This window comes from Mesorhizobium sp. B2-3-6, assembly GCF_006442305.1.
GTDB lineage: Bacteria > Pseudomonadota > Alphaproteobacteria > Rhizobiales > Rhizobiaceae > Mesorhizobium.
On record NZ_VFVW01000009.1, the window covers coordinates 144,108 to 158,721 of the forward strand.

Consider the following 14,614-nt stretch of genomic DNA (forward strand, 5'->3'; position numbering starts at 1 on the left):
TGTTAGTGCATTTGATATGAAAAGGCGGTCCGCGCGGTGCGCGGGCCGCGATCGTATTCGGGATCCGCGCATGAACCAGCATTTCTCAGCAACCGCAGAAGCCATGGAGGGCACAGGCCCACCGCCGCAAGACGTGGTGCGGCTCGTCGACCTGAAGCGCCGCTTCGGCGCGACGGCGGCACTCGACGGCATTTCGCTGACGGCGCGCAAGGGGGAGATCCTCGGCATCATCGGACGCAGCGGCGCCGGCAAATCGACGCTGATCCGCTGCCTGAACGGACTGGAGCGGCCGGATTCCGGTGAAGTCTTCATCGAAGGCCGCGAGATCAGCCGGCTCGGCGAGCGCGACCTGCAGCCGCTGCGGCGGCGCATCGGCATGATCTTCCAGCATTTCAACCTTTTGTCGGCCAAGACCGTCGAGGACAATGTGGCGCTGCCGCTCAAGATCGAGGGCCGCCCGAAGGCGGAGCGGCTGCGCCGCGCCGCCGAACTGCTTGAACTGGTCGGCCTGTCGGAGAAGGCAAAGGCGTATCCGGCATCGCTGTCGGGTGGGCAGAAGCAGCGCGTCGGCATCGCCAGGGCGCTGGCCGCGCGGCCGGCGCTGCTGTTGTCGGATGAAGCCACCTCCGCGCTTGACCCGGAGACGACGCGGTCCATCCTCGCCTTGCTGAGGGACATCAACCGGCAGCTTGGCCTGACCATCCTTTTGATCACCCATGAGATGGAGGTGATCCGCTCGATCGGCGACCGCGTGGCGGTGATCGACGCCGGGCGCTTCGTCGAGCAAGGCCCGGTCTGGTCGGTGTTTGCCGAGCCGCGGTCGCCGATCACGAAAAGCCTGCTTGGCGCCATCCGGCCGCAACTGCCGGCCGAGCTCTCGGCCCGGCTGCTGCCCGCGACCGGCGCGGAGACGATCCTGCGCGTGGATGTGGCCGGGGAGGCCGCGCAAAGCCCGCTCTTGTCCGATCTCGCGACGCTCGTGCCTGGCACGTTCCGCCTCGTCCATGGCGGCATCGACCATGTCCAGCAGCAGCCGGTGGGCACACTGTTCCTGTCTGTCCCCGGCAGCGATGCAAGCCATCTCGCGCGAGTGATCGCATTCCTGAAGTCCCGCCAGGCGCGGGTGGAGGTGCTTGGCCATGTCGCCGATCCTGTTTGAGCTTCTGCTGCGGTCGATCTGGGAGACGGTGCTGATGACGGCCGCTTCGGGCCTCATCTCGCTGGTTTTCGGCCTGCCGCTTGGTCTCGCCTTGATCGCCACCGAACGCGGCGGCATCTCCGAGAGTCTTTGGGTCAACCGAGTGCTGGGCGCCGTCATCAACGGCTTCCGCTCGGTGCCGTTCATCATCCTTTTGGTGGCGCTGATCCCGGTAACGCGGCTGATCGTCGGCACCTCGATCGGCACCTGGGCGGCGATCGTGCCGCTGTCGATCGCCGCCACGCCGTATTATGCGCGTATCGCCGAAGTGTCGCTGCGCGAGGTCGACCACGACCTGATCGAGGCGGCGCGCGCCATGGGCGGCAACCGCTGGACGATCATCCGCGAGGTTCTGGTGCCGGAAGCGCTGCCCGGCATCGTCGCCGGCTTCACCGTGACACTGGTGATGCTGGTCGGCGCCTCCGCCATGGCCGGCGCGATCGGCGCCGGCGGCCTCGGCGACCTTGCCATCCGCTACGGCTATCAGCGCTTCGAGACCTCAGTGATGGTCGCCGTGGTGATCGTGCTGATCATCCTGGTCTGCGGCATCCAGTGGGTGGGCGACCGGCTGGTGGCGAAGCTGGACCGGAGGGGGTGAGCGGCTGAGCTACGCGATGATGTCTTCGATAAGCGTTTGAAGCGGCGCCTCGGAACCACCGAAGCTGTCAATCATCGCCTGTATAACGCGATCTCGCTCCAGGAGTCGGCATTGAATGTGAAGCTCGCATGTTCAGCAAGCATCGCAAGGAAGGTGAGTTGGGTACGGCCGTTGCCTTCGCGAAAAGGATGAACGGCATTGACCTCCGCAACGACGTGGGCCACGTGCCTCGCAAAGCCGAGGCTGTCTAGGTCTGCCAAGGGGTCGGGGTCGCCAAGTTCACGGAACACCCGAACCATCTCGCTGGCGATGTGCTCGGGATAGCAAAACCAGCTGCCACCCTTGCCGATCCGGATGGTGCGCGGCTGACCGGCCCAAGCATACACGTCTTGGAACAGGTGCCGATGCAGGTGGAGATAGTGACGGTAGTCGAGTTCGCCTGCCGGAAGGGGCTCGTCCGCGCGAGTCAGGAACAAGGCGAGCTCGACCTCATCGAGCTCTGCCTGCTCGCGGATATCAAGCAGATTTATAAGCACGGTCGTGCCGGGGTAGCAGAGTGGATCGAACTCGGCAGCGTAGACCAACGGCCTATTTCTTTTTGCGGATTTCTTCTTTGATCAGCGAGCGCCGCTCGTCACCGGACAACCCTTGCCGCACACCATGGTTGAGTATTTTCGCCATGCGGGACGACAACTTCATACCTTCGACAGCGCTGATTTTATCGCCATGCGCTCTCGTCAGCACGAAATGACCCGTCTTGGCTGAGCGGCCGGTTCTTGAATTAAGATACTTCATTCGCAAATCATATCATGGACCCGCAGGAGAGGCCAAAACGATTTCCGAGCAAGCCGGACCAGGCCGCGGCCTTACTCCTCCGGGTCGAACAAGGCGCCAGCGAGTTCATGCGGCGCCGAACAAATCCCTGGCCTGTTCAGCCGTATAATAACCAAGCCTGATGTCCTGAGCCACCAGTTCCGGATCGCGCTCACGCGGATTGCCGTAGCCGCCGCCGCCCGGCGTACCGACGCGGACGCGGTCACCGGCCTTGAGCGCGATGTCCTGCTCCTTAGAGAGGTGCGGCGGCACATGTTCCTTCCCGTCGCGGATGACGGCCACCGTGTTGGGCTCGCCATCCCGGCCGCCGAGCGCGCCTTGCGGGCCGAAGCGGCCATGGTCCATGACAAAGGAGGCGCGGGCTTCTCCACGCAGGATCTCGACCTCGTAGGCAAGGCCAAAGCCGCCGCGATGTTTGCCGGCGCCGCCCGAGCCCTCGCGCAACGCATAGTGACGGTAAAGCACCGGAAAGGCCTGCTCCATGATCTCGACCGGCGGCGACTTGGAGATGCCGATGGTCGAGCAGCCATTGGTCAGCCCGTCATGGCCGGCATTGCCGCCATAGCCGCCGCCAGAGATCTGGTACATGACATAGTCGCGGCCGCGCGCCGGATCGTTGCCGCCGAGCGCGAAATTGCCGCTGGAGCCGGCGGGCGCCGCCGTTACCTTGTCGGGCAGCGCCTGCACCATGGCCGCAAACACCGCCTCGGCGATGCGCTGCGACACTTCCGCGGCGCAGCCCGAGACCGGGCGCGGATATCTGGCATCCAGGAAGGTACCCTCCGGCCGCTTGACCTCGAGCGGCTCGAAGGCGCCGGCGCTGATCGGCACATCGGGGAAGATGTGGCGCATGGCGAGATAAACCGAGGACAAGGTGGTCGCCAGCACGCTGTTCATCGGCCCGGCGCAGGGCTTTGACGAGCCGGCGAAATCGAAAATCAGGGTGTCGCTCTTCTTCTCGACGGCGAGCGCGATGGTCAGCGGCTCGTTGACCACGCCGTCGGAATCGACGAAGGCCTTCGAGCGGTAGGTCCCGTCGGGAATGGCCGCTATGTTGGCGCGCATCTGCTCGGCGGCGCGGCGGCGCAGTTCTGCGATCGCCTCGACAACAGTTTCGTCTCCGTAACGATCCAGAATTCCATTGAGCCGATCCTGGCCGATCAGCAGTGCGGCAGCCTGCGCCCTGATGTCGCCGATGCGCTGGTCGGCGACGCGGATGTTCGAACAGATGATGGCGTAGATCTCCGGGTCGAGTACGCCTTTCTTGAACAGTTTGACCGGCGGCAGCCGCAAGCCTTCCTGCTCGACCGCCGTCGCCGAAGCCGAGAAGCCGCCGGGCACCGAACCGCCAATGTCGGGCCAATGACCGGTGTTGGACAGCCAGCAGAAAATCTTGCCGTGGCGGTAGACCGGCATGACGAAGCGCACGTCCATCAGATGCGTGCCGCCGAGATACGGGTCGTTGACGATGTAGATATCGCCCGGCTCCGGAGCCAGGCAGCGGCCGTCGGCAATCATCTCGATCACCGTCCTGGTCGAATATTGCATGACGCCGACGAATACCGGCAGGCCCTGGCTGCCTTGCGCGATCAGCGAGCCGTCGACGGCCGAATAGATGCCGTCGGAGCGGTCATTGGCCTCGGCGATGACAGGTGAGAAGGCGGCGCGGGAAAAGGTCAGGTCCATCTCATCGCAGACCTGCTGCAGGGCTGCCTGGAGAACCGAGAGCGTGATGGCGTCGAGCTTTTGCATCTCAGGCCTCGCCAATGTCGATGATGATGTTGCCGTCGGCGTCCGAGCGGGCACGGTCGCCGGGTTCGAGCACCGTGGTAGCGTCCATCTGTTCGAGGATCGCCGGCCCTTCGATGATCACATCGAGCGGCAGTTCTTCGCGTGCGTATACGGGCGTGTCATGCCAGCGCCCGCTGTACCAGACCGGCCGGATCTCGCGCCGGGCCTCGTCGAGCGTCTTTGCCCGCCCGGCGGGGTCGATCAGCCGCGACAGATCGATCGCCGGCCTGACACCCGTCACCGAGGTGTTCAAGTTGACCAGATTGGCGCGGATTTCCGGCAGCTCGACCTTGAAGCGCGCGAAATAGGCCTTTTCGAACAGCGCCTGCAGCTCCTGCCGGGTCACCGACGAGGACGGCAGCGGCACGTTGATGATGTGGGTCTGGCCGACGAACTGCATGTCGGCGGAATGGGTGACGCGGATGGTCTGCGGTTTCACCGCCTCCTTGGCGATCAGCTCCTCGCCTTCGTTTCGATGCCGTTCCAAAACCCGATGGAGCTGGCTTTCATCAAGAACGCCTACCGGCCGGTTGATGGTGTTGACGAAATCGTGGCGCAGATCGGCGACGACGCAGCCCAGCGCGTTGGTGATGCCGGGCCGAGCCGGCACCAGCACCCGGGGCAGTCCGAGTTCGCGCGCCAGGGCGGTGGCGTGCAGCGGGCCGGCGCCGCCGAAGGCGAACAGCGCGAAATCGCGCGGATCGTGACCGCGCGACACCGACACCATGCGGATGGCGCCGGCCATCTTCATATTGCCGAGCCTGAGCACCGCGCCGGCTGCTTCGACGCCGGACAAGCCCGTCGCCTTGCCGATCCTGTCGGCGAAAATGCCGGTGACACGCTCTGATGTGACCGGATTGTCAACGGCAAGCAGCTTCTTCGACGCCAGCCGGCCGAGCACCAGATTGGCGTCGGTGATGGTCGGCTCCAGGCCGCCGCGGCCGTAGCAGATCGGGCCTGGATTGGCGCCGGCACTTTCCGGGCCGATCTGGATCAGGCCTGCCGCGTCGACGCGCGCGATCGAGCCGCCGCCGGCCCCGACCGTGTGCACCGCCACCATCGGCACATGGATGGGCATAGCGTATTCGATCTCGATCTCGTTCGAAACCGCCGGTTCGGCGTTGCGGATCAGCGCCACGTCGGTCGAGGTGCCGCCCATGTCGTAGGTGACGAGATTTTCGAAGCCGGCGCGCTTGCCCGTGTAGGCGGCGGCGATGACGCCCGAGGCCGGGCCGGACATCACGGTCTTGGCCGATTCACGTGTGACGAAGCGGGCCGAGATCATACCGCCATTGCCGTTCATGATCAGGAAGTCGCGGGCGTAGCCTTTGTCGGCGAGTTCCTTGCGCAGCCGCTCGACATAGCGCTCGAGGATCGGCTGCACCGAAGCGTTGACCGAGGCGGTGACGCCGCGCTCGAATTCGCGCGCTTCCGACAGCAGCGCATGACCCGCGGTGATGTAGTCGTTCGGCCAGAGTTCGGCGGCGATCTCGGCGGCGCGCCGCTCGTGCGAAGGGTTAGCGTAGGAATGCAGGAAGTGGATGACCAGGGATTCGCAGCCGGCATCGATCAGCGCCTTCACCGCCTCGCGCATTTCGGCTTCGTCGAGTGGCATGCGTACCGCTCCCGACGCCTCGACGCGCTCGGACACTTCGAGCCGCAGGTTGCGCGGGATGACCGGAACAAAGGTGCCGGTCATGCCATAGGGCTGCGGCCGCGTGCGCCGGCCGAGCTCGATCACGTCGCGAAAGCCGCGCGTGGTGATCATGCCGGTCTTCGCCAGCCGGCGTTCGAGCACCGCGTTGGTGGTTGTCGTCGTGCCATGCACGATAAGATCGATGCCGTCGATCGGAAAGCCGGTGGTATCGAGCGCCGAAACGACGCCGAAGGCCTGGTTGTCGACGGTCGTGGGCGTCTTGGCGATATGTACCCGCCCGCCATCCCTGCCATCAATCAGAAGCAGATCGGTGAAGGTTCCGCCGACGTCGATGCCGGCGACGACACTGCCCAGGGAATCCGGCGGCTGCACCGAAAAATTCTCTTTCATTGTCGAAACCCGAAATGCTGGGACTACGGATATGTCACAGTTTGGAAAGGTGTTTTACGGCGGCATCTTGACGCAAATATCGTTTGTATACTAATAAATTCCGGACACAAGAGCTTACCGCTTTGGAGTGTGCGAGCAGCACGCCGGGACCTGAACGGTTTGGGCGCGCAGGAACAAGGTTTGGCGCCCGCGTCCGTGAGTTGGGCCAGAAGGTTGGATTTGATGAACACCACATCCGCGTTCAACACCGCCGGCGCCCGCCCGCTGCAATTTCCGATTCCGGCCAATGTCTATGCCGAAACCGTGGTCTCGGTGAAGCACTACACCGACCGGCTGTTCTCGTTCCGCATCACCCGTCCGCAGTCGCTGCGCTTCCGTTCCGGCGAATTCGTCATGATCGGCCTGCCCAATGCCGAGAAGCCGGTGTTCCGCGCCTATTCGGTGGCCAGCCCGGCCTGGGACGAAGAGCTGGAATTCTTTTCCATCAAGGTACCGGACGGCCCCCTGACCTCGGAGTTGCAGAAGATCCAGGTCGGCGACACCGTCATCATGCGCCAGAAGTCGACCGGCACGCTGGTAGTCGACGCGCTGACGCCGGCCAAGCGGCTGTTCATGATCTCCACCGGCACCGGCATCGCGCCCTTCGCCAGCCTGCTGCGTGACCCCGACACTTATGAAAAATTCGAACAGCTGGTCCTGACCCACACCTGCCGCGACAATGCCGAGCTGACCTACGGCCAGGAACTGGTGGCGGCGCTCGAAAGCGACCCGCTGATCGGCGAACTGACCGGCGGCCGTGTCACGCTTTACAACTCCACGACCCGCGAGGAGTCGGCGCGCATGGGCCGTATCACCGCGCTCATCGGCTCCGGCAAGTTCTACAGCGATCTCGGCATCGAGAAGCTCAATCCCGACACCGACCGCATCATGATCTGCGGCTCGATGCATATGCTGAAGGACGTCAAGGAAATGGCCGAGAGCCTCGGTTTCCAGGAAGGCTCGCTCAGCCATCCCTCGACTTTTGTCGTCGAGCGCGCCTTCGTCGGCTGAGGCCTGCTCTTACCGGCGATCGACCTTTTGACCTTCTGGTCAAAAATTAGCTGCTTTCGCGGCCTTTTTCAGCTATCCCTCGCTTGAGGACTCGTGAAGCGCGGCTTCGCGGGCTATCTTCGTGCGTGTCGCCCAAAGTGCCGAGCGGTTTGGGAAGACGATACACACCAAGACATAGGCGCAGTCGCTGAGTGAAAGGGCAGGAGATGAGCAGCACAATCCGCGAGGCCGAGGCCAAGGTGATGCCGCTGCCGGCGCGCGCCGCCGCCAACACCGCCCTCCCGCTGGATCATCGCATCGCGCGCAATCCCGGCATGAAGCTCGACCTCGGCTTCCTGGAGTCGGTGCGCAGCGTCAACCGCTCGGCGCTGGAACGGCGCGTCGCCAGCCTGACCAAGCGGCGCTCGATCAAGGCCGACAACCAGGCGGCCTGGCTGCTGCGGGCGATAGCCTGCATGGACCTGACGACGCTCAACTCGAACGACACGGAAGAGCGCGTGCGCCGGCTTTGCGCCAAAGCGATCTATCCGCTGCGCCGCGACATCGCCGAGGGCTTGGGCATTGCGGGCGAACCCATCCGCCCGGCCGCCGTCTGCGTGTATCATCCGTTCGTCGCCACCGCGGTCGACGCCGTGCGCGGCACCGGCATCCATGTCGCCGCCGTCTCCACCGCCTTCCCGCATGGTCTTGCGCCACTGTCGACCCGCCTCCAGGAGATCGAGGCCTCGGTGCGCGACGGCGCCGACGAGATCGACGTCGTCATCCCGCGCGGCCTGGTGTTCGGGGCCAAATGGCGCGAGCTCTACAACGAGATCGTCTCGATGCGCGCTGCCTGCGGCGATGCGCATCTGAAGGTCATTCTCGGCACCGGCGACCTCGCCACGCTGCGCAATGTGATGCTGGCCTCTATGGTGGCAATGATGGCGGGCGCCGATTTCATCAAGACCTCGACCGGCAAGGAAAGCGTCAACGCCACGCTGCCCGTCGGCCTTGCCATGGTGCGCGCCATCAGGGCCTATTTCGAGGAAACCGGCTATCTCATCGGCTTCAAGCCGGCCGGCGGCATTTCTACCGCCAAGGTGTCGCTCGACTGGCTGGTGCTGATGAAGGAAGAACTCGGCCGGCCGTGGCTGGAACCGGATCTGTTCCGCTTCGGCGCCTCGAGCCTGCTGACAGACATCGAGCGGCAACTCGAACATCACCTGACCGGGCACTATTCGGCCAATCACCGCCACGCGATGGCTTGAGTCAGGGCTCGAACGTGGAGCCCTACGGCGCCCCCCCTCTGTCCTACCGGACATCTCCCCCACACGGGGGAGATCACGCGCTTCCTTGTTTTCGTCCATTTTCAACGTCGCAAGGGCAGCGACACGCTGAAACTGCCAATCTCCCCCCTTGTGGGGGAGATGTCCGGCAGGACAGAGGGGGGCGCGACAGAGCGCTTGCCGAGGCAATTATCTGGAGGGCCCCATGAACATTCTCGAACGCTATCACGCCATGGAATACGGTCCGGCGCCGGAAGCCCGCAACGAGGCCGACACCTGGCTTGCCGCGCGCGATTTTTCCAAGGCGCTGTTCATCGACGGTACCTGGAAGGCGGCTGGCGGTGGCAAGACCTTCGAAACCAGCGAACCGTCTTCCGGCAAGCTGCTGGCCAAGGTCTCGGATGCCGGAGCCGTCGATATCGACGCGGCTGTCGCGGCGGCCGCGAAAGCGCTGCCGAAATGGTCGGCCTCCTCGGGCTATACCAGGGCCAAAGTGCTCTATGCCATCGGCCGCGCCATGCAGCGCCACCAGCGCCTGTTCGCGGTGCTTGAGACGATCGACAATGGCAAGCCGATCCGTGAGAGCCGCGACATCGATGTGCCATTGGCGATCCGCCACTTCATCCATCACGCCGGCTGGGCGCAGGCGCTGGACAAGGATTTCCCCGGCTACAAGGGCGTCGGCGTCGTCGGCCAGATCATCCCTTGGAACTTTCCGCTGCTGATGCTGGCCTGGAAGATCGCGCCCGCACTTGCCGCCGGCTGCACGGTGGTGCTGAAGCCGGCCGAGTTCACGCCGCTGACAGCCATCCTGTTCGCCGAAATCTGCGAACGCGCCGGCGTGCCGAAAGGCGTCGTCAACATCGTGCAGGGCGGCCCGGAAGCGGGTGCGGCCATCGTCAAACACCCCGGCATCCAGAAGATCGCCTTCACCGGGTCTTCCGAAGTCGGCAAGATCATCCGCAAGGCTACCGCCGGCTCGGGCAAGAAGCTGTCGCTGGAGCTTGGCGGCAAGTCGGCCTTCATCGTGTTCGAGGATGCCGATCTCGACAGCGCCGTCGAAGGCCTGGTCGACGGCATCTGGTTCAACCAGGGACAGGTGTGCTGCGCCGGTTCGCGGCTACTGGTGCAGGAAGGCATCGCCGACGCCTTCATCGCCAAGGTCAAGGTCAGGATGAGCCGGCTGCGCGTCGGCAGCCCGCTGGACAAGAACACCGATATCGGCCCGCTGGTCGATCTGACGCAGCTCGATCGCGTCAAGGGCCTGGTCGCCGAGGGCGCAAAACAGGGGGCGGTCTGCTGGCAGCCGGATGCGGCGCTGCCCTCATCCGGCTATTACCATCTGCCGACCCTCGCTACCGGCGTTTCGCCGGCTAATATTCTCGCCCAGGAAGAAGTATTCGGCCCCGTTCTGGCGACCATGACGTTCCGCAACACCGAGGAAGCGATCGAGCTCGCCAACAACACCCGCTATGGCCTTGCCGCTTCGGTGTGGAGCGAAAACGTCAACCTCGCCTTGCACGTCGCACCGCAATTGAAGGCCGGCGTGATCTGGGTCAACGGCACCAATATGTTCGACGCCGCCTGCGGCTTCGGCGGCTACCGCGAGAGCGGTTTCGGCCGCGAGGGCGGGCGCGAAGGCATGTTCGAATATCTCACGGCAAAGCTGCCGCTCGGCCCGGTCATCAAGCCGGCGACAGTCTCGGCACAACCGGTCGAGCAGGCCGATGGCGCGGCAATCGACCGGACGGCAAAACTGTTCATCGGCGGCAAGCAGGTCCGGCCCGATGGCAATTACTCGCTGGCGGTCGTCACCGCCAAGGGCAAGCTTGCCGGCGAAGTCGGCTTCGGCAACCGCAAGGATATACGCGATGCCGTTTCAGCCGCGCGAGCCTGCAAGGCCTGGCCGGAGGCGACCGCCTACAACCGCTCCCAGGTGCTCTATTATCTCGCCGAAAACCTTTCGGGCCGCGCCGATGAATTCGCCGCCCGCCTCACTGAATTGACCGGTGCCAGTGCCAAGGCAGCGCGGGAAGAGGTAGAACAGTCGATCGAGCGGCTGTTCCTCTATGCCGGACTTGCCGACAAGTTCGAGGGGCGCGTGCACCAGCCACCGGCACGGGCCGTGACGCTGGCGCTGCATGAGCCGGTTGGCGTCGTCGGCATCGTCGCGCCCGACAGTCAGCCGCTGCTCGGGTTCATCTCGCTGGTCGCGCCGGCGCTGGCGATGGGCAACACGGTGGTCGCGGTGCCTTCGGAGCGCTATCCGCTGCTCGCCACCGACTTGTATCAGGTCATCGAATATTCCGACGTGCCTGCCGGCGCCATCAACATCGTCACCGGCCGCACGGCCGAACTTGCCGGCGTGCTGGCCAAGCATGACGATGTCGATGGGCTCTGGCTGTTCGCGGATGCCGACACCTGCGCCAAGGCGGAGGTCGAGTCCGTCGGCAACCTCAAACGCATCTGGAGCGGCAATGGCCGTAGCCTCGACTGGGCCTCGGAAGAAGCCGCTGGCGATGCTTTGCTGCACCGCGCCGTCGAGGTGAAGAATGTCTGGGTGCCCTACGGCGACTGACGTTCCATGCTGTCACAATGGAGATCGGGTTCGGGCTTGACGCCCGGACTTATGTTCTTTAACGAGAAAAAACATCTTTATCTGTGAACTGAAAGTGCAGGCCGCATCATGGGGTTGTGACTGGCACATGACGCCTTCGCAGGCCGCCGATAAAGGCAGTTGACCCAGGAGAAGAACAGCATGGCGGATCTGGCAGGCAAGGTCGTCGTCATCACGGCAGCGGCGCAAGGCATCGGCAAGGCAAGCGCGCTGGCCTTCGCCAAGGCAGGTGCCGTGGTCCACGCCACCGACATCAACGAGACGCTGCTGGCGGAACTCGCCAAGACCGCAGGAATCAAGACCCGCAAGGTCGACGTGCTCAATGACGAGGCGGTCAACACCGCCTTCGCCGGGATCGGCCGCGTCGACGTGCTGTTCAACTGCGCCGGTTTCGTCCACTCCGGCTCGATCCTGGAGATGAAGGACAGCGATCTCGATTTCGCTCTCAACCTCAACGTCCGCGCCATGATCCGCACCATCCGCGCCGTGCTGCCCGGCATGCTGGAGCGCGCAGACGGGTCGATCATCAACATGGCCTCGCTGGCGAGCTCGCAGAAGGGCGTGCCGAACCGTTTCGCCTATGGCGTCACCAAGGCTGCGGTGATCGGCCTGACCAAGGCAGTCGCGGCCGACTATGTCGGCAAGGGCATACGCTGCAACGCCATCTGCCCCGGTACGGTCGAGAGCCCGTCGCTGCAGGATCGCATGCACGCGCAGGGCGATTATGAAGCCGCGCGCGCCGCCTTCATCGCGCGCCAGCCGATGGGCCGGCTCGGCACGCCGGAGGAAATCGCCGATCTGGCCGTCTATCTGGCCGGCGCCACCTACACATCCGGGCAGGCCTACAATATCGATGGTGGCTGGTCGATCTGACCGGATCGAGGAGTCTGAAAATCCCGCTCACCGGCGATCACTATATGGTGTCCGCGCTTGCCCTGGATCAGGCCGGTGGTACGGTCCGCCGGCTTCCCAAACGGGAGCCATTCGTTTCGGTGAAGAGTTTGCAAAAGGCCGCGAGGCCGCAACCAGGAGAAGGGTCTAAATGAAACTGCTGCGCTATGGCGAGGTGGGGAGCGAACGTCCCGGCCTGCTCGATGCGGATGGGACGATCCGCGACCTCTCCGCCCATGTCGCCGACATTGCCGGCACCACGCTTCACCCGGCCTCGCTGGAGATGCTGTCCAAGCTCGACGCAAAGTCGCTGCCGGCGGTTTCCGGCAAGCCGCGGCTCGGCGCCTGCGTTGCCGGCACCGGCAAGTTCATCTGCATCGGCCTCAACTATTCCGACCACGCCGCCGAGACCGGCGCCACCGTGCCGCCGGAGCCGATCATCTTCATGAAGGCCAGCTCGGCCATCGTCGGACCGGACGATGACGTGCTGATCCCGCGCGGCTCGGAAAAGACCGACTGGGAGGTCGAGCTCGGCGTGGTCATCGGCAAAACGGCAAAATATGTCAGCCAAGCCGATGCGCTCGATTATGTCGCCGGCTACTGCGTCGCGCACGATGTCTCCGAGCGCGCCTTCCAGGCCGAGCGCCAGGGCCAATGGACCAAGGGCAAGAGCTGCGACACGTTCGGCCCGACCGGCCCATGGCTGGTGACCAAGGACGAGGTCTCGGATCCGCAGAACCTGAAGATGTGGCTGACCGTCAACGGCAAGACCATGCAGAACGGCTCGACGAAGACCATGGTCTACGGCGTCGCCTATCTTGTGTCCTATCTCAGCCAGTTCATGTCGCTGCATCCTGGCGACATCATTTCGACAGGCACGCCGCCCGGCGTTGGATTGGGCATGAAGCCGCCGGTGTTCTTGAAGGCCGGCGACGTGGTGGAGCTGGGCATCGAAGGGTTGGGCCAGCAGAAGCAGACGTTCAGGGCTGACGCATAACTTTCACGAGTCGCGCCGCCCCTCATCTGGCTGCCGCCATCTTCTCCCCGTAAAACGGGGAGAAGGACGCTGTCGTTGCTGCTTTCGCCAATCGCCGGCGCTGGAGCTATCTTCCTTCTCCCCGTGACTATACGGGGAGAAGGTGCCGGCAGGCGGATGAGGGGCAGCGCCAACCTGTGTTGCGCTACTACTTCAGCACCTTCCCATCTGCGTCAAACCGATAGGTCTTCGCGGGATCCGGCGTTGCATAAAGTGTCGCCCCCGGCTCGGCGTCATAAACACCGAAAATGCGCACGGTGATCAGCCCGGCCTTCTCGCAGTCGAGATAGAGATTGGTGTCGGCGCCGAGGTGCTCGGCATGCACGACCGTGCCTTTCCAGGCGCCGGATTTCGGGTCGACAGTCAGATGCTCCGGCCGCACGCCGATGCTCTTGGCGGTTTCCCCAAGCCTGGCGCCGTCGATGAAGTTCATCTTCGGCGAGCCGATGAAGCCCGCGACAAATTCGTTCGCCGGCGAATTGTAGAGTTCCATCGGTCCGCCGATCTGCTCGATTTTCCCGGCATTGAGCACCACGATCTTGTCTGCCAGCGTCATCGCCTCGACCTGGTCGTGGGTGACGTAGATCATCGTCGCCTTGAGGCGGCGATGCAGCTGCGCGATTTCCAACCGCGTATTGACGCGCAGTGCCGCGTCGAGATTGGACAACGGCTCGTCGAACAGGAACAGCTTTGGCTCGCGCACCACGGCGCGGCCGATGGCGACGCGCTGACGCTGGCCGCCGGAGAGTTCGGCGGGACGCCTTTCCAGATAAGGCTCAAGCGACAGCATGGACGAAGCGATGCCGATGCGGCGGTCGATCTCGGACGCCGGCGTGCCGGCCTGCTTGAGGCCAAGGCCCATATTGTTCTTGACCGTCAGGTGCGGATAGAGCGCATAGGTCTGGAACACCATGGCGATGCCGCGCTTGGCCGGCGGCGTGGCCGAGACATCCGCGCCATCGATGACCACCCGGCCCGAGGTCGAATCCTCCAGCCCGGCGATCACCCTCAGCAAAGTCGACTTGCCGCAGCCCGAGGGGCCGACGAAGACGACGAATTCGCCATCCGTCACTTCGAGATCGATGCCCTTCAGCACCTCGACCGGGCCGAAAGCCTTCTTCACGTTTTCGATCTTCAGCGAGCCCACGGCAGTCCTCCAAATTGATAAGTGGGCGCCAGGGCACCCCCCTCTGTCCTGCCGGACATCTCCCCCTCAAGGGGGAAGATTGGCAGCTTTGACGCTGACACACTCTTTTTGACGTTTGTGATTGGCGAAGGCCATGCCGA

The 14,614-nt window shown here is 64.2% G+C and carries 12 protein-coding genes; 7 read left to right on the forward strand and 5 right to left on the reverse strand.

Going from position 1 to position 14,614, the window contains the following annotated elements; genetic code table 11:
* Positions 1-70 precede the first annotated feature (70 nt).
* Both FJ953_RS24730 and FJ953_RS24735 read left to right on the forward strand, forming a co-directional pair.
* Positions 71-1,159, forward strand: coding sequence for a methionine ABC transporter ATP-binding protein (locus FJ953_RS24730; protein WP_140625242.1), 1,089 nt, complete (start codon positions 71-73; stop codon positions 1,157-1,159).
* Entirely contained in the window at positions 1,140-1,796 is a 657-nt protein-coding gene (locus FJ953_RS24735; protein ID WP_140625243.1) for a methionine ABC transporter permease, read from the forward strand. The genes FJ953_RS24730 and FJ953_RS24735 overlap by 20 nt, the downstream gene beginning before the upstream one ends.
* 71 nt (positions 1,797-1,867) lie before the next feature.
* Here the strand turns inward: FJ953_RS24735 and FJ953_RS24740 are convergent, their stop codons facing one another.
* From FJ953_RS24740 to FJ953_RS24755, 4 genes are all read right to left on the reverse strand, one after another.
* Positions 1,868-2,380 (reverse strand): Fic family protein, encoded by a 513-nt coding sequence (locus FJ953_RS24740; RefSeq protein WP_246674889.1) that lies wholly within the window; start codon positions 2,378-2,380, stop codon positions 1,868-1,870.
* A gap of 4 nt (positions 2,381-2,384) precedes the next feature.
* On the reverse strand, positions 2,385-2,591 hold the full coding sequence (locus FJ953_RS24745; RefSeq protein ID WP_140625244.1) for a hypothetical protein: 207 nt from the start codon (positions 2,589-2,591) through the stop codon (positions 2,385-2,387).
* Between the two features lie 105 nt (positions 2,592-2,696).
* Complete coding sequence (locus FJ953_RS24750) at positions 2,697-4,382, reverse strand: hydantoinase B/oxoprolinase family protein (protein WP_140625245.1); 1,686 nt, start codon at positions 4,380-4,382, stop codon at positions 2,697-2,699.
* 1 nt (position 4,383) lies between these two features.
* The gene (locus tag FJ953_RS24755; protein WP_140625246.1) at positions 4,384-6,468 is read right to left on the reverse strand and encodes a hydantoinase/oxoprolinase family protein; all 2,085 of its coding nucleotides are present in this window, start codon (positions 6,466-6,468) and stop codon (positions 4,384-4,386) included.
* A 222-nt stretch (positions 6,469-6,690) separates the two neighbouring features.
* Between FJ953_RS24755 and FJ953_RS24760 the strand changes: the two genes are divergently transcribed.
* The 5 genes from FJ953_RS24760 (at position 6,691) to FJ953_RS24780 (ending at position 13,288) form a co-directional block, all read left to right on the forward strand.
* Positions 6,691-7,518, forward strand: coding sequence for a ferredoxin--NADP reductase (locus FJ953_RS24760; protein ID WP_140625247.1), 828 nt, complete (start codon positions 6,691-6,693; stop codon positions 7,516-7,518).
* 206 nt (positions 7,519-7,724) lie between these two features.
* A complete protein-coding gene (gene deoC / locus FJ953_RS24765; RefSeq protein WP_140625248.1) occupies positions 7,725-8,765 on the forward strand; it encodes a deoxyribose-phosphate aldolase in 1,041 nt (346 codons plus the stop codon).
* A 223-nt stretch (positions 8,766-8,988) separates the two neighbouring features.
* On the forward strand, positions 8,989-11,361 hold the full coding sequence (locus tag FJ953_RS24770; protein ID WP_140625249.1) for an aldehyde dehydrogenase family protein: 2,373 nt from the start codon (positions 8,989-8,991) through the stop codon (positions 11,359-11,361).
* 180 nt (positions 11,362-11,541) lie between these two features.
* A complete protein-coding gene (locus tag FJ953_RS24775; protein WP_140625250.1) occupies positions 11,542-12,273 on the forward strand; it encodes an SDR family oxidoreductase in 732 nt (243 codons plus the stop codon).
* Between the two features lie 169 nt (positions 12,274-12,442).
* On the forward strand, positions 12,443-13,288 hold the full coding sequence (locus tag FJ953_RS24780) for a fumarylacetoacetate hydrolase family protein (protein WP_140514225.1): 846 nt from the start codon (positions 12,443-12,445) through the stop codon (positions 13,286-13,288).
* Positions 13,289-13,475: 187 nt separating this feature from the next.
* Here FJ953_RS24780 and FJ953_RS24785 read toward each other — a convergent pair whose 3' ends face one another.
* Entirely contained in the window at positions 13,476-14,474 is a 999-nt protein-coding gene (locus tag FJ953_RS24785; RefSeq protein ID WP_140625251.1) for an ABC transporter ATP-binding protein, read from the reverse strand.
* Positions 14,475-14,614: the final 140 nt, after the last annotated feature.